Source organism: Xanthomonas nasturtii (assembly GCF_023337365.3).
Classification (GTDB): domain Bacteria; phylum Pseudomonadota; class Gammaproteobacteria; order Xanthomonadales; family Xanthomonadaceae; genus Xanthomonas; species Xanthomonas nasturtii.
Genome location: NZ_CP142084.2, coordinates 2691519 through 2707441 on the forward strand (window position 1 = coordinate 2691519; position 15923 = coordinate 2707441).

General features: G+C 65.5%; 13 protein-coding genes. 4 read left to right on the plus strand and 9 right to left on the minus strand.

Translation table 11 applies throughout. From position 1 onward, the window contains the following. Positions 1-179 precede the first annotated feature (179 nt). A complete protein-coding gene (locus tag M3O59_RS11820) occupies positions 180-800 on the plus strand; it encodes a DNA-3-methyladenine glycosylase (RefSeq protein ID WP_064633275.1) in 621 nt (206 codons plus the stop codon). Here the strand turns inward: M3O59_RS11820 and M3O59_RS11825 are convergent. Beyond that, on the minus strand, positions 740-5134 hold the full coding sequence (locus M3O59_RS11825) for a DEAD/DEAH box helicase (RefSeq protein WP_116904964.1): 4395 nt from the start codon (positions 5132-5134) through the stop codon (positions 740-742). The genes M3O59_RS11820 and M3O59_RS11825 overlap by 61 nt on opposite strands. Before the next feature lie 384 nt (positions 5135-5518). Here M3O59_RS11825 and M3O59_RS11830 point away from each other — a divergent pair, with 384 nt between their 5' ends. Then, a complete protein-coding gene (locus M3O59_RS11830; RefSeq protein WP_373418971.1) occupies positions 5519-5863 on the plus strand; it encodes a DUF3301 domain-containing protein in 345 nt (114 codons plus the stop codon). 201 nt (positions 5864-6064) lie between these two features. Here M3O59_RS11830 and M3O59_RS11835 read toward each other — a convergent pair whose 3' ends face one another. From M3O59_RS11835 to M3O59_RS11870, 8 genes are all read right to left on the minus strand, one after another. Beyond that, positions 6065-6397, minus strand: coding sequence for a hypothetical protein (locus tag M3O59_RS11835; RefSeq protein WP_116904966.1), 333 nt, complete (start codon positions 6395-6397; stop codon positions 6065-6067). 51 nt (positions 6398-6448) lie between these two features. After that, positions 6449-6892 (minus strand): ClpXP protease specificity-enhancing factor, encoded by a 444-nt coding sequence (locus M3O59_RS11840; RefSeq protein ID WP_116904967.1) that lies wholly within the window; start codon positions 6890-6892, stop codon positions 6449-6451. A 78-nt stretch (positions 6893-6970) separates the two neighbouring features. Further along, positions 6971-7606, minus strand: coding sequence for a glutathione S-transferase N-terminal domain-containing protein (locus M3O59_RS11845; RefSeq protein ID WP_010372598.1), 636 nt, complete (start codon positions 7604-7606; stop codon positions 6971-6973). Positions 7607-8016: 410 nt separating this feature from the next. Next, on the minus strand, positions 8017-8775 hold the full coding sequence (locus tag M3O59_RS11850; RefSeq protein WP_116904968.1) for a cytochrome c1: 759 nt from the start codon (positions 8773-8775) through the stop codon (positions 8017-8019). Next, the gene (locus tag M3O59_RS11855) at positions 8768-10027 is read right to left on the minus strand and encodes a cytochrome b (RefSeq protein ID WP_064631084.1); all 1260 of its coding nucleotides are present in this window, start codon (positions 10025-10027) and stop codon (positions 8768-8770) included. Before M3O59_RS11855 ends, M3O59_RS11850 begins: the two co-directional genes overlap by 8 nt. Further along, entirely contained in the window at positions 10027-10671 is a 645-nt protein-coding gene (gene petA / locus M3O59_RS11860; RefSeq protein ID WP_046963666.1) for a ubiquinol-cytochrome c reductase iron-sulfur subunit, read from the minus strand. Before petA ends, M3O59_RS11855 begins: the two co-directional genes overlap by 1 nt. 519 nt (positions 10672-11190) lie before the next feature. Then, positions 11191-12183 (minus strand): lytic transglycosylase domain-containing protein, encoded by a 993-nt coding sequence (locus tag M3O59_RS11865; protein ID WP_116904969.1) that lies wholly within the window; start codon positions 12181-12183, stop codon positions 11191-11193. Between the two features lie 192 nt (positions 12184-12375). Beyond that, the gene (locus tag M3O59_RS11870) at positions 12376-13341 is read right to left on the minus strand and encodes a helix-turn-helix transcriptional regulator (protein ID WP_064631080.1); all 966 of its coding nucleotides are present in this window, start codon (positions 13339-13341) and stop codon (positions 12376-12378) included. Positions 13342-13445: 104 nt separating this feature from the next. Between M3O59_RS11870 and M3O59_RS11875 the strand changes: the two genes are divergently transcribed. Next, positions 13446-14087 carry a glutathione S-transferase family protein gene (locus M3O59_RS11875; protein WP_116904970.1) on the plus strand — a complete coding sequence of 214 codons (642 nt, stop codon included), beginning with the start codon at positions 13446-13448 and terminating at the stop codon, positions 14085-14087. A 38-nt stretch (positions 14088-14125) separates the two neighbouring features. Beyond that, positions 14126-15580, plus strand: a complete 1455-nt coding sequence (gene miaB, locus M3O59_RS11880) for a tRNA (N6-isopentenyl adenosine(37)-C2)-methylthiotransferase MiaB (protein WP_116904971.1) — start codon at positions 14126-14128, stop codon at positions 15578-15580. Positions 15581-15923 lie beyond the last annotated feature (343 nt).

Sequence of the window (15923 nt, forward strand, 5' to 3'; positions counted from 1 at the left end):
ACAAAACACGCTTGAGATGCAGGCATCGCCACAATGCGTATTCATGCAAACGGATCTGCGCTTTTGTGACAGGTCATGCGCTCGCAACAGCCTCTGTTCGGAAAAACCCTACCCCTCAATGGCGGGCTGTCCGGGACAGTCCGCAGGGACATCACACTCCTGCGGCTAGGCTTGGCCACATGCCGTCCACACCCCTGCCCCGTACGTTTTACGCGCTCGACGCGCGCCAGGTTGCGCCGCAGCTGATCAACAAGGTACTGGTCAGCGCGGACGGGCGCCGTGGGCGCATCACCGAAGTGGAAGCCTATTGCGGCAGCGAAGATGCGGCCGCGCATTCGTTTCGTGGCATGACGCCGCGCACGCGGGTGATGTTTGGCGCGCCAGGGCACCTGTATGTGTATTTCATCTACGGCATGCACTGGGCGATCAACGCAGTGTGCGGCGGCGCGCCCGGGCATGCGGTCCTGATCCGCGCATTGGAGCCGCTCGACGGCATCGACAGCATGCAGACCGCACGCGGCGGCGCGGCGGTCAAATTGCTGACCACCGGCCCAGGCCGCCTGGCGCAGGCCTTCGGCGTGACCGCCACCGACAACGGGCTGGATCTCACCACCGCTGCCGCGCGTCTGTGGATCGAAGACGACGGCCTGCCCTCGCCCTCCAACCCACTGACAACGCCACGCATCGGCATCCGCAAGGCAGTGGATGCGCCATGGCGCTGGGTGGTTGCGGACAGCCGCTATGTGTCGCGGCCGCTTCCGCGCGTGGCTGGCAACGCCGCCACGCTGCCAGGCGCCTGAGCCAGCCAGCGCTCCATCGGCGACTGCTCGGCGGCACCCGGGCCGCGCTGTAGCAGGCGCAACGCCTGCTCGGCCTGCTCGGGAGTGAGTTCCTGCAAGGCCTGGAAGCGGTCTGCCGCCCATACCGCCATCGGCAGGCCATCCAGCGAGGCGACGCGATTGCCCGGCACACGTGCAACCCGCTCGCCCGGCAGCACGCTTCCGAGCAGATTACTCGAGTCGCTCGCACTCACGCAGATCCACTGTTGCGGCAACGCCCGCGCGCGCACGCGGCGCAAGGCGGCAATCGCCTCCGGCAACGCGAACTGCTCGCCGGACAGCCCGGCGATGAAACGGCCACCGCGAATTTCGCCACGCGCTTCCAGGCGCTGGTACATGCGCAACAACTCGCGCCACGGCGGCAGCCACGCGGCTTCGCGTTCGAGCAGCCGCCAGCACACCACGCCATAGCGACGCAGCAGCGTGCGGGCGACGTGTTCGAGCGTGTCCTGATGGCATTCGCCGGCTTCGGCTAACGGCAAGTCGGGCAACGCACGCACCGGCGCCCAGCGTCCGGCATCGCGAATGCCCAAGGCGCTTGCGCGGCGCCGATGGCGCGACAGCGCCGACGGGCGCTTGGACGCCGGCACCAGCAGCGCGCGCAGCCCGGCATAGCTGTCGCACTGCGCACGGCCGCGCATCACCAGCTCGCTCAATGCGTCTTCCAGCTCGGTGTTCATCAAATGCGCCGCATCGGCGATTTCGTCGAAGAACAATGCGCCCTGCTCCTGCAGCACTGTCATGACCCGTTGCGCGCGCGACCCCAGCGGTCCGTCGTCGGCATCGCGCGCCAGGCTGCGCCAGCGCTGCGCTTCGCGCCGCGGCAGCAACACGATTGGCGTGCTGCGCAACGCGGCACCGCTGCGCCCGCCACCGGGCCGCAGGCGTGCCCACAGCGTGCGCCCGGCGGTGCACAACTCGTCCAGCCAGGCCGGTTGATAGTCGCGCACACGCGCCGGCAACAGCTCGCTTTCCCACAGCACCGCAGACGCTTCGTAGCCTTCCAGCTGCCCGATCACGCCGGCCAGTGCGTCCGGCCCGGCCACGCGGCTGGTGCCGTCGACATGCTGCCACTCGAATAGAAAGCGCGCGTAATCGCGCTGCGACACCGGCTCGATCTCGCGCCGCAATCGCCCCAGCGTGTAGCGATGGATGCGCGCCAGCAGGTGACGTTCGCACCACTCCTGCGCCTGCGCGTGCGCAGTGAACTGCCCCGCCATGACATAGCCTTCGCGTTGCAATGCCGCCAGCGCAACCGCGATCTCCGCTTCGGCCACCTGCAACGCCGAGGACAACGCCGACACCTGCGCCGGGCCGATCGCCGACAGGCGCCCACGCAGCAGTTCGCGCACGGCCCAGTCGCGTTCCCACGCGGCAATACGGCAATCCTCCGGCGCCTGCAACGGTGGATGCGCGCAGGCGTCCGGATACAACGGCAAAAACCAGTCGATGCGCTCGGCACTGATCCACAGCGCCGCACTGCCGTGCAAGGCAACGCAGGTAGCGCGACCATCGGCAGCGAGCGCCGCCAACCAGGCCTGCCAATGCGCATCGCTGGCTTCGTCGAGCGGCAGCACGCCGAGCCCCACCAGCGCCTCGTGCATTTCTTCGGCATCGCGTGGCTGCGGCCAGGCTTCCTCGCGCACCGCATCGATGGCCTGCGGGTCGAGCTGGCCCAGATCGTCGCTGGTCTGCGGCGTGTAGCGGCGACTCTGCACGGCCTGGGTGCGGCGTTCTTCCAACGGCGCATCGTCGAGAAATGCGTACGGACGCGCATTCAAGGCTTCGGCCGCCAGCGGCGACGGTGCCGCCAGATCGCGCGCAATCAGCGTGATTGCGCCCGATTCCAGCCCCCGCAGCACCTGCAACCAGCCCTCGCTGTCCATGGAGTGATGCAGGCAATCTTCCAGCGTCTGCGCCACCAGCGGGTGGTCCGGCACCTCGCGTTCGCCGACCAGATTCTCTGCGCAGGCCACCTGGTCCGGGAACACCGTGGCCAGCAGATCCTCCGACTTCATCCGCTGCAACTGCGGCGCGACCTTGTTGCCGCCGCTGAAGCGCGGCAGCGCCATCGCATTGGTCGCATTCCAGCGCCAGCGCACGCCGAACAATGGGGCATCCAGCAAGGCCTGGATCAACACATGCTCGGCCGATGACGAATGCAGATAGCGGCCGACCTCTTCCAGCGCAAAACTGTGACTGGTGGACAGCGACAACACGATCGCATCTTCGGTGGCCGCAGCCTGCAATTCGAAATTGAAGGTGCGGCAGAAGCGTTTGCGCAACGCCAGTCCCCACGCCCGATTGATCCGGCTGCCGTAAGGCGAATGGATCACCAGCTGAGTGCCGCCACTGGCATCGAAGAAGCGCTCCATCACCAGGCACTGCTGGGTGGGCAGCGCGCCCAGTGCGGCGCACGCACTGGCCAGATAGTCCAGCAGTTGCCGCGCCGCTTCGGCGGACATGCCCAACGCGTTCTGCAGCCAATCGCAGGCCGCCACATGTGGCGTGGTGTCCAGCCGCGCGGCCAGGTCGCCACGCAGGCGCGACACCGCCGCCGACAATTCGTCGCTGCGGCCCGGCGCCTCGCCCAGCCAGAACGGAATGTTCGGCGGCGCGCCCTTGGCATCTTCCACGCGCACGCGCCCGGCATCCACGCGCAGGATGCGGTAGCTGGCGTTGCCGAGCTGAAACACGTCGCCGGTGAGACTTTCCACAGCGAAATCTTCGTTGACCGTGCCGATCTTTTCCGCCTGCGGCTCCAGCACCACGCTGTAGTCGCCGGTTTCGGGAATGGTGCCGCCGGAGGTCAGCGCCGTCATGCGCGCGCCACGCCGTGCATGCAGGCGCCGATGCACCGCGTCGCGATGCAGGTAGCCCGCGCGCGGGCCGAGCCGGGTGCTGAAGCCCTCGCACAACATGCGCACCACGCTGTCGAAGCTGGCGCGGCTCAATTCGGCGAACGGCCATGCGCGGCGCACCAGCGCGAATAGCGCATCTTCATCCCAGTCTTCGCATGCCGCTTCGGCCACGATCTGCTGCGCCAGCACGTCCACCGGCGCCAGCGGGATGCGCAAGGCATCCAGTTCGCCGCGGCGGATGCTGTCCAGCAGTGCGGCGCATTCGACCAGCTCGTCGCGGGTCTGCGGGAACAGGCGCGCCTTCGGCGTGCCGCCAACCTTGTGCCCGGAACGCCCGGCGCGTTGCAGGAAGGTGGCGATCGAGCGCGGCGAACCAAGCTGGCAGACCAGATCGACATCGCCGATATCCAGTCCCAGCTCCAGCGATGCGGTCGCCACCAGCACGGTGAGATCGCCGGCCTTGAGCCGTTGCTCGGCCAACAAACGCGTCTCGCGCGACAGGCTGCCGTGATGCGCCGCCACGCGCTGCTTGCCGAGTAGATCGCCCAGATGCCGCGCCGCGCGCTCGGCCATTCGCCGCGTATTGACGAACACCAGCGTGGTGCGATGCTGCTGCGCAAGCGCGGCCACGTCGGCATACACCTGCAGCCATTGGTCGTTGGACATCACCACGCTCAGTGGCGTGGGCGGCAACGCCAGAGCCAGGTCGCGCGTGCGGGTGTAGCCGATATCGACGATCTCGCACGGCGGCGGCAACCCGTCTGCGCCGACACCGACCAGAAACTGCGCCACTGTTTCGATGGGCTTCTGCGTTGCCGACAGCCCCACCCGCGTGATCGGCTGCGTGGCCAGCCGCTGCAAGCGCTCCAGGGTCAGGCTCAGGTGGCTGCCGCGCTTGTCGGCCGCTACCGCATGGATTTCATCGACGATGACGGTGCGCACATGCCGTAGCGCAGTGCGTCCGGATACCGAACCCAACAGCACATACAACGACTCCGGCGTGGTCACCAGAATATGCGGCGGCGTGCGGCGCGCTTGTGCCCGCTCGCGCTGCGGCGTGTCGCCGGTACGCACCGCGGTGCGCACCGCAACGTCCGGCAATCCGCTCGCCACCAGCGCCGCGCGGATGCCTTGCAGCGGCGCTTCCAGGTTGAGGTGGATGTCGTTGGATAAGGCCTTCAACGGCGAGACGTAGACCACGCGGGTTTCGTCGGGCAGCGCACCGCCATTGGCCAGCCCGTCGCGGATCAACCCGTCGATGGCGGCGAAGAACGCGGTCAGTGTTTTACCCGACCCCGTTGGCGCAGCCACCAGCGTGTGGCGCCCGGCCTGGATCGCCGGCCACGCGGCAATCTGCGCCGGCGTTGGCGCAGCGAAGGTCTGCGCGAACCACGCAGCGACCACGGGATGGAACTGTTGCAGGACAGGATGCATTGGCGATGCCCGACACCGGACCCTCATCTTGAGGGCGCGGCGCGCGGATGTAACTTGGCGGGAGCTCGATGGATGGGGTTGCGCGGTGACCCAGACAAGCCGGCCTCCGCAGCGCCGATGAACGATTTAGAGCGGCTAAGACAACGTAGCAATTGGCAGGTGGGTGCGGGCAGCGCTAAGAGCGTGCTTAGAACTGGAGGGTACGAGCGGGATGTGCCGCCCCGAACACCGGCCGCACCCGTGTGGCGGTGAGCGCACTCGGTTTGTTGGACGCACTTGCGGCGCTGGTGCCGGCCTCTGCCGCCGACAAGGCGACACCCTCGCAACGCTGCGGCGCCGGCACGGCGATTGTCCACCGGCCGCATGGCGTGGCACATTGACGCCATGCCCAGCCTTATTCTTTTCATGATCGCCGGCGCCGCGCTGTTCGCGTTCTGGAACTCTTCGCGCGCTGCCGCCGAACGTGCCGACATCCTCGGCCGTAATGCCTGCCGCGCTGCCGATGTGCAGTGGCTGGACCAGAGCGTGCACTCCACCAATATCCGTGTGTGCAGGATGCCCAACGGCTGGCTGGGCTTCGAGCGCACCTTCCGCTTCGAATACTCCTACGACGGTGCGGATCGCCATAGCGGCAAGCTCGTGCTGCGTGGCGATCAACTGATCGCCTTCACCGGCCCGCAGGTCGCCACCGTGCGGGCGTTGCATCCGGAGCAAGAGCGGCTGGAGTGACGGGTGTGATGTGTGGCGAATGTGATGCGCTCGTGCTGACATCTGACATCGCCATCGCGCCGCGTGGACGCGCGTCACCGGTGCTGACCGGGCAGACCCACTGTCGATTCAGCGACTAGCAACCTGTCGGTGCACGCCGTCACTGCTTATCTTCGAGGCTGGATGTTCGCGTATCTCGCGAGCACTCCACAGCCAATCGGATCACTCGTCAGGTGTCGATCTCGCGGGCACCGGCTCATAGCCATTCCCCCTGCCACTCAGCCAGTGCAGCTGCCGCTTGCCCTCCCGACGCAGGTGCGCCTGCGCAAACGCGCACAGGGGATCAAGCAAGTCGGCATCCTTCAATAGACGCGACTTGCCACCGACGTCGATGCTGAGAAAGTGCGCCTCATCCGGCGTATCGGTGTAGCTGCGCGCAAACAGGCAGCGCGCGCCGTCCACGAAGCGGTAAATGTCGTACTCGTAGTCGTAATCGACCGCGCCGGACGCATCCGGCGCGCTGCAATCGCAGTGACGGGTGCGCTCCGCGTGCACTGAAACCCTCCATCACGTGGACGCGCGGCCCGCGTATACCTGGCGCGCTGCTTACTTCACCACGCGCAAATGCGGGCGCTTGCCACCGCTAGGTGGTTCGTCCGGCGTGGGCGCGCTCGGCGGCGGCGGTGCGCCAGGATCCGGCGGCTCGGTGCTGGTCCCGGGGATATCATCCGGCAATGCCATGCCCTGCCCGGTTTCTCGCGCGTACACCGCCAGCACGGCCGCCATCGGCACCATCACCGGATAGCTGACGCCACCAAAGCGCGCCGTGAAGCTGACGCTCTCGTTGTCGACCTGCAGCCCGACCACGGCGCGCTCGGCAATATTCAAGACGACGCGGCCATCCTTGACCGCGCTGGCAGGCACCTGCACACCGGGCAGGCCTGCATCCACCAAAACGTGCGGCGTCATGCCGTTGTCGTTGATCCATTCGACCAACGCCCGTAACAGGTACGGACGATGGCTGGTCATGCGGGGGAAATCTTCGCTCATGGCGTCATTTTACCCGCACACGACGCGCAGCGGCTGCCGCGCAAACGCAAGTCGGTCTGTTGGCATACAGCCGTCGCATCAGCCCGGCAGATCGCGCAGCTTCTTTTCCTGATCGGTCAGGCTGCGGATGAAGCCGGGGTTGCGGAAGATCCGGTTGCCGTAGTCTTCGATCGCCTTGCCATCCTTGGGCAGACTGATCTCCAATGCGTCCAGTCGCCAGATGATCGGCGCCATCGCGCAATCGGCCAGACTCATTTCCGGATTGAGGAAAAACTTGCTGGCCTTGAACAGCGGCACCGATGCGGTGAGCAGTTCTTTCAGGCGCTTGCGGCCGGCTTCGGCCTGGGTCTTGTTGCCGAGCTGGACCGCCTGCACCTGCGGCACCCAATCGTGCTCGATGCGCAGCATTGCCAGCCGCAGGCGCGCACGCGAAAGCGGGTCCACCGGCATCAGCGGCGGATGCGGGTAGCGCTCGTCCAGATATTCGCTGACCACCGAGGCGGCATACAGCACCAGGTCGCGTTCGACCAGCGTCGGCACCGAATGATAGGGGTTGAGATCGATCAGATCTTCGGGAGGGTTTTGCGGGTCGACCGGCACCAGGTCGTAGGTCACCCCTTTCGCCGCCAGGACCAGACGGACCCGGTGGCACAACACGTCGTCGTTGGACGAAAACAAAGTCAAGGTATTCCGCATACGCACACTCGTCGCCATTCAAGGCTCTCCGACGACCGGAATCCGCCGGCCGCATCGGCGCGGCCGGCCCAACGCCGACCGTCACCACGGTCTATCGAGTGTGCAATCACGTCACGCAAAAGCCAAGAGTGCCAAGGCTGATTAACGTTCCGATGAGGCAGTTGTTGCGCTGTCACACGAAAAAGTGGCGACGTGCAGGGTGCCGCAGCAGTTTGTCGCAACATCGCGAGCTTGCCGACGCTCGCCCCAACCCCACTCCTGCAGGGAGAAGGGCTCTAAGCGCTGTCTCGTGCAAGGAGGCGTCACCCCCCCCACTTGGAGAGCCAACACGACGCGCAGCGATGGCTGGTGCATTCAAGACGCTTGGCGATATCCGACTTTTGCAGTGGTTTGCACGCTGCGGCGGCCGATACCCGCTGATGCAACAATCAATGCACGTCCTTCCAGTACTCCTTCTTCAACAGGTAGGCGATGAAGGTGAGCAGCGCAAGGAACAGGATCACCCACACGCCCATGCTCTGGCGCTTCAATGCCGCAGGTTCGCCCGCGTATTCGAGGAAGTTGGCGATATCGCGCACGGTCTGGTCGAACTCGACCGGCGTCTGTCGCCCTGGCTGACCGAGTTTGAGCGCCTCCACCGGCTTGTCGCCGGTCGCCTTGTCGGGCGGGCCGAACTGCGCCTGCTGCAGGCCTTGCAGTTCCCACAGCGGGTTGGGCATGGACGCATTCGGAAACAGCTGGTTGTTCCAGCCCAGCGGGCGGGTCTGATCCAGATAAAACGACTTGAGATAGGTATAGACCCAGTCGGTGCCACGCACGCGGGCGATCAAGGTCAGATCCGGCGGCGCCTTGCCGAACCACTTGGCGGCCGCATCGTGCGGCATGGTGCCTTCAATATGCTCGCCAACCTTGGCACCGGTGAAGTTGAGGTTGGTCATGACCTCTTCTTCGCTCAAACCCAGGTCGCTGGCCATGCGCGAATAACGCAGGTATTTCAGCGAGTGGCAGCCGGAGCAGTAGTTCATGAACAACTGCGCGCCGCGTTGCAGCGAAGCGCGGTCGCTCAGGTCGTTACCGGCCTGCTGCACCGCCCCGCCCTCGGCCGCCAGTGCACCGCCGGCAATCAACAGGCCGCACAGCAAGGCGACCACGCGCGACATCCATGACTTGGCGTTGGAATTAGTCATGGGTGGTCACCCGCTCCGGCACCGGCTTGGTCTTGTCCAGCCGCGTCCACACCGGCATGGTGATGAAGAAGGCGAAATACAGGAAGGTCAGCCCACGCCCGACATAGGTCTCGTGCGCGTCGGTGCCGGGGCCGGAGCCGATCACGCCCAGCCACACGAAGCACACCACCAGCACCCCCAGTGCCACCTTGGAAATCCAGCCGCGGTAGCGCACCGAGCGCACCTTGGCGCGGTCCAGCCACGGCACCAGGAACAGGATGGCAATCGCCGAAAACATCACCAGCACGCCACCGAGCTTGTTCGGCACCACCCGCAACATCGCGTAATACGGTGTGTAGTACCACACCGGCTTGATGTGCTCCGGGGTCACCAGCCGGTTGGCCTCGGTGAAATTGTCGTGCTCCAGGAACAGACCGCCGAACGCTGGCGCAAAGAAGATGATGAAAGCCGCGATCAGCAGCAGGAACCCGACACCGACCAGATCCTTGACCGTGTAATACGGATGGAACGGAATACCGTCGGCCGGCTTGTGCGCATCCCAGCGGTTGCCCTTGGGACCCTTCTTGATGTCCACGCCATCCGGGTTGTTGGAACCCACCTCATGCAGCGCGCCGATGTGCAACACGATCAGCAGCAACAGCACCAGCGGCAGTGCGATCACGTGCAAGGCGAAGAAGCGGTTGAGCGTGGCATCGCCGGGCAGGTAGTCGCCCATGATCCATTCGGTCAGCCCATTGCCGATGACCGGAATGGCGCCGAACAGCGAGATGATCACCTTCGCGCCCCAGAACGACATCTGTCCCCACGGCAGCACGTAGCCCATGAAGGCTTCGGCCATCAGCACCAGGTAGATCAGCATGCCGAGAATCCACACCAGTTCGCGCGGCTTCTGGTAGCTGCCGTACATCAGGCCGCGGAACATGTGCAGATACACCACGATGAAGAACAGCGAGGCGCCGGTGCTGTGCATGTAGCGGATCAGCCAGCCCCACTCCACGTCGCGCATGATGTATTCGATCGAGGCGAATGCATCGGCGGCGCTGGTCTTGTAGTGCATCGTCAGGAAGATGCCGGTGACGATCTGGTTGACCAGCACCACGATGGCCAGCGAACCGAAGTAGTACCAGAGGTTGAAGTTCTTCGGCGCGTAGTACTCGCTGATGTGCTTGCGGTACATGGGCATCAACCCGGGCGCGCGCTCGTTGACCCAATCGAAGACGCCGTTGGCGGTACGGACCAGGATATTGCTCATCAGGCAGCCCCCGTGCTTTTGGCCGACGTACCGGCACCGTCAGGATCGACGCCGATCACCAAGGTGTTGTCGTCCACGTAGTGGTGTGGGGGCACCAGCAGATTGATCGGTGCCGGCACGCCATCGAAGACGCGGCCGGACATGTCGAAGCGCGACTTGTGGCAAGGGCAGAAGTAGCCGCCCTTCCACTGCGGGTCGTAGGGCTCGGGGCGGATCTCGGCGACCATTTCCGGCGAGCAACCCAGATGCGTACACAGCCCGACCAGCACCGAGATGTCGGATTTGATCGAGCGGTATTCCGGGTTTTTCAGCACGTATTCCGGCTGCTGGTCCTTGTTCTCGGACTTGGGGTCCTTGAGCCGGTCGTCCAGTGACGGCAATGCGTCGAGCATGGCCTTGGAGCGCTTGACGATCCAGATCGGCTGACCGCGCCATTCAAGGACCAGGCGCTGGCCTTCCTGCAGGGCGCTGATGTCGGCGGTCACCGGTGCGCCGGCCAACTTGGCGCGTGCACTGGGATTCCACGACTTCACGAACGGAACTGCGACGAATCCTGCTCCGACCGCACCGACTACGGCCGTTGTCGCGGTCAAAAACCGACGACGCCCGATATCAGCAGGTGCGTTAACCCCATCGTTGGCCATCCGGCTCTCCGATCTTGATTAGGTAGCGTGAGGCTGCCAACGGCTGGCGGGGGGTCCAGCCGCGATGAATCGACCGCAGTGTAGCGGAACGCTTAATGCACAGACAATGCAATGTACGCAGTCGGACCTATGCGACGCAACGGCCGATGCAGACCATCACCAACCACCTGGATCGCCGGGCGCGCGGAAGCTGTGAATGGCTGTGACGCAGTGCCTGTGCAGTGCCTGCAGCGGCAATACACGCGTAAGGCGGGTCAGCGGCGATGATGCAGGCGCAGCAATCAGGAGTGCGCGATGCGCTGCGTCTATCTGCCGTATGCGTTGCCAATGCCGGTGCAAGCAGGCACGTTGCCATGCGCGCCACGAGCGACCACCAGAACGCAGCGCGCAGTCGTCAGGTGCTTGGACAGCCTGGAGAGACCAGCCAGAAAAACATGGATTGGGCGATTGGCATATGCGGATTTCAGGACGCCTGCTGCGCTCGCCTCATACCCGCAAAACAGGGGTGGTTCACCGCTCTCAGTTGGCTGCGGTCGCCTGACCGCGATAGCGGCCAGCCAACAAACCCACACGTTGTACGTAGCGCTGGGTCTCGCTGTATGGCGGCACGCCACCGTAGCGGTCCACCGCGCCCTCGCCTGCGTTATAGCCGGCAGCGGCCAGGGTAAGGTCGCCGTTGAAGCGTTTCAGCAGCCAGGACAGATACTGCACGCCACCGCGAATATTTTGCGTTGCGTCATAGGCATCGCTGACGCCGAAGCGGCGTGCGGTGCCCGGCATCAACTGCATCAGGCCTTGCGCGCCGGCGCGGCTGAGCGCCAGCGGGTTGTAGGCCGATTCGGCGTGGATGATCGCGCGCACGATCGATTCTTCCACCCCGAACTCGCGCGCCGCCGCTGCAATTTCCTGCTGATACGCATTGGTATTGAGCCGGATCGCACCGAAGTTGACGCCCGGCTTGGCGCCGCAGGCGTAACAGGTTTCGATAAAGCTGTAGTGGATGGTGCGCAGGCCTTCGATGCTGGCGACCTGGCGCGGACGTGCGCTGGTGTAATGCCGCACGCCGTCTTTCATATAGGAGTACACCTGCCCGCTGACCACCCGACGCGGGTTGACCGCAGCTGCCGCTGGCGGCGCCACGATCGCCGTGGCTGACACGGGTAACGTACGCGGCACCAGCGCCGAAGCGACCTCGGCAGCGTGCCGTGGTGGCTGGCTGATCGGCTGGCTGATGATCGTGGCCGGCGCGCCGCTGTCGATGTTCGCCATAGCCCGCGCAGGGCTGGCGGACACGCTCGCCGCCGCAGCAGCGGACGCAGACGACGGGAGACGGCGGGCCGAACGATCGGGGGTGTAGCTACTGATGACGCTGCAGGTGGCGCCACTCTGGCGCTTGCTCAGATAACTGGTGATGCCGTCACCGCTGACGCACTTGTAAAGCGTGCCGGCGCTGACCGGCGCAGCCGACAACGTGACGAGCATCAGCCCCAGCAGTCTTGACATCCCCTTCATGTGGCGGAGTGTCCCAGCTTGCCCAGGGCTTGCCAAGTGTCGGCCAGCGTCGGAGCAGCCAACACCACCACTGCGCGGGCGCCAGCTGCGCGCGGCTGGCGCCCGGAAACCCCAAATAAGCCTGAACACTCAGGCTCTGAGCGCGCCACCCCGCCCACCCGACAACAGCTCCCTACGTCTTGTTAGCCGCTCTTACTGCGGCAGCCGGTCCAGTTGCGTGCGCAACGCGTTCAGCGCCTGGGTCAGGGCGATACGCGCTTCGGGCGGCGCGATTGCGTCGAATGGCAGGTCAAGCAACAACAGGTTGGCTGCCAGCGCCGGCATGCTCGGCGCCCCCAGACCAAGCCAGCAATGCACAGGGCCGTCCGCCTGCAGTGCGCCCAACCAGGGCGGGATGCGCGCTGCCAGAATTTCCACGCTACCGGCCAGGCGCACCCGCGCCCGGCACGGGAACGGCGCCTCGCCGATGGCCTTGCGCAATAACTGCAGCGGCTCTTCGGGCAAGGCGCGGGCGGCGAACTGCGTGCCGGTGGCGACCGCCTGGTCGATCCGGTCCGCGCGCAGGCTGCGCCAGTCCTGGCGCTGGCAATCCCAGACCAGCAGATACCAGCGCCGCCCGTAGTTCACCAAGAGCGCCGGCTCGACGTTGCGGGTGATGGCCGCACCGGAATGGCGGCGATAGTCCAGCCGCAGCGTGACCCGGTCGCGGCAGGCGGCGGCAAGCTGCGCCAGCAACGCGGCATCGACCAGCGCTTCCGCATCAGCGGCCGGCATGCTGGCCATGGCGGCATGCGCGGCGGTGACGCGCTGGCCGCTGCGTCGCGGCAGCAGCGGGTCCAGTTTGGCCATCACGCGTGCGGCTGCGGCGTCCATGCCGCGCACGGCCGGCGCCGCAGCACGCAAGGCGATTGCCACGGTGAGCGCTTCGTCCTCTTCGAACAACAGCGGCAATGCCGCCGCGCCCTGCCCCAGGCGGTAGCCACCACCGCTGCCGGGCGCAGCATGCACTGGGTAACCCAGCTCGCGCAGACGCTCGATATCGCGCCGCAGGCTGCGTGGATGAATGTCCAGCCGCTCGGCCAGCGCCACGCCGGACCAGCTCCGGCCGTTTTGCAGCAGGGACAGCAGACGCAACAGACGGGCAGCGGTGGAAGCCATCGCGTCACCGTATTGCGGACAGAAACTGTCCGCAAGCGCCAAGCAGGATCGTCATACCAGTCATGACCTACCCACCTCGCCACCGCAGCCCCCTGGAGACCGCAATGTCCGACAACCGCCATATCACCCTGTTCCATAATCCCCGCTCACGGTCGCGTGGGGTGCTGGTGCTGCTGGAAGAACTGGGCGCCAGTTACAGCCTGCAGCGCATCGATCTGGACCAAGGGCAGCAGCACACGCCGGAGTTCCTGGCCATCAACCCGATGGGCAAGATTCCGGCCATCGTTCACGGCGCCAGCGTGGTCACCGAACAGGGCGCCATCTACCAGTACCTGGCCGAGCTGTATCCGGAGGCGGGGCTGTCGCCGGCGCCGGGCGACGCCGACCGTGGGGCCTACCTGCGCTGGCTGGCCTTCTATGGCTCGGCCTTCGAGCCGGCGATCATGGATCTTGCGCTCAAGCGCGAAGCCCCGCCGCGCTCGCTTTCGCCCTATGCCACCGCCGACACCGTGCTGGCGGTGGTGCATGCGCAACTGGCGCAGGGCGATTACCTGTTGGGCGCACGCTGCAGCGCGGCCGACGTGCTGTGGGGCGGCGCACTCGGGTGGATGATGGAATTCGGCCTAGTCGACCCGCCGGCGCCGACCCGTGCCTATATCGCGCGAATGGCCGCGCGCCCGGCGGTGACGCGCGCCCAGGCGGTCGACCACCCGGCCGGGGCGGACGCTGCCTGCCCAAGCGGGTAAACTGCGCGGCTCTCTTCTACCCGCCTGGAATAAGCGCCATGCCCGGGACATCCGTTTCCGACCTGTCCACGGCCACCGCCGTGGATGCGCCCGCCCTGTTGCCGTTGCCCGTAACGCGCCCTTCCGCGCCTGCCGTGGTGCGCGGCAAGCTCTACATCAAGACCCACGGGTGCCAGATGAACGAGTACGACTCGGCCAAGATGGCCGACGTGCTTGCCGCCTCAGAAGGGCTGGAGCTGACCGACAACCCCGAAGACGCCGACGTGGTGCTGGTCAACACCTGCTCCATTCGCGAAAAGGCGCAAGAGAAGGTGTTCAGCCAACTGGGGCGCTGGAAGGCCCTCAAGGCCGGCGGCAAACCGGTGATCATCGGCGTCGGCGGCTGCGTGGCTTCGCAGGAAGGCGAAGCCATCGTCAAGCGCGCGCCGTATGTGGATCTGGTGTTCGGCCCGCAGACGCTGCACCGGCTGCCGGAGCTGATCCGCGCACGGCGCGAATCGGGCAAGTCGCAGGTAGACATCAGCTTCCCGGAGATCGAAAAGTTCGACCGCCTGCCCGAGCCGCGTGCCGACGGTCCTTCGGCGTTCGTGTCGATCATGGAAGGCTGCTCCAAGTATTGCTCGTTCTGCGTGGTGCCCTACACCCGTGGCGAAGAGGTCAGCCGGCCGTTCGAGGACGTGCTGGTGGAAGTGGCGCAACTGGCGGCGCAAGGCGTGCGCGAGATCAACCTGCTCGGCCAGAACGTCAACGCGTATCGCGGCGCGTACGGCGCGGATGACGGCGACGCGGCGCAATACGCCGACCTGGGCCTGTTGATCCGTACCATCGCGCAGATCGAAGGGATTGGCCGGATCCGTTTCACCACCTCGCATCCGCTGGAGTTTTCCGATTCGCTGGTGGATGCCTACCGCGACGTGCCACAGCTGGCCAATTACCTGCATCTACCGGTGCAGGCGGGCAGCGACCGTATTCTGTCGGCGATGAAGCGTGGCTACACCGCGCTGGAATTCAAATCCAAGATCCGCAAGCTGCGCGCGGTGCGCCCGGATATTTCGATCAGTTCGGATTTCATCGTCGGCTTCCCCGGCGAAACCGAAGCCGATTTCGAAAAGACCATGAAGCTGATCGAAGACGTGGGCTTTGATCAGAGTTTTTCCTTCGTGTATTCGCGTCGCCCCGGCACTCCGGCATCGGACCTGCAGGACGACACGCCGGAGCAGGTGAAACAGGCGCGTCTTGCGCGTCTGCAGGCGCACATCAGCGCGCACGCGGCGCGTATTTCGCAGTCGATGGTGGGCAGCGTGCAGCGTGTGTTGGTAGAAGGCCCATCGCGGCGCGACCCGAACGAATTGACAGGCAAGAGCGAGAACATGCGCCCGGTGAATTTTCCGGGCAACCCGCGCTTGATCGGACAGTTCGTGGATGTGTTGATCACCGAGGCGATGAGCAATTCGCTGCGTGGCCGCATTCAACTGGACGACGGCGCGCACTGATCGCGCGTGGCGCCGCGCGATGCGGCGTCACTTCATCCATCGCGTTGCCGCATGTCGAAGCAGCCGGCACCCGCTGGCTAAAATTTCACCACACATCTGCAACGCCTTGCAGCGCAAGGCCTGCTCCTACTTACCCACAGGCTTTGCCGAATTCGATCCACATCCTATGTGGACAACCTTGCCGGCACTGGTGATTTTTTCACCACCACCCGAACAGACCTTACGCCAGTAAGCGCGACAAATTTTATCCACAGGTTAGTGATGCGTGACTCCACAGCGCCTGTGGAAAACCCGCTCGCGCCGCAGGCAGCGACATCGCTGCGCGACCGCACCGCCCGGTGTG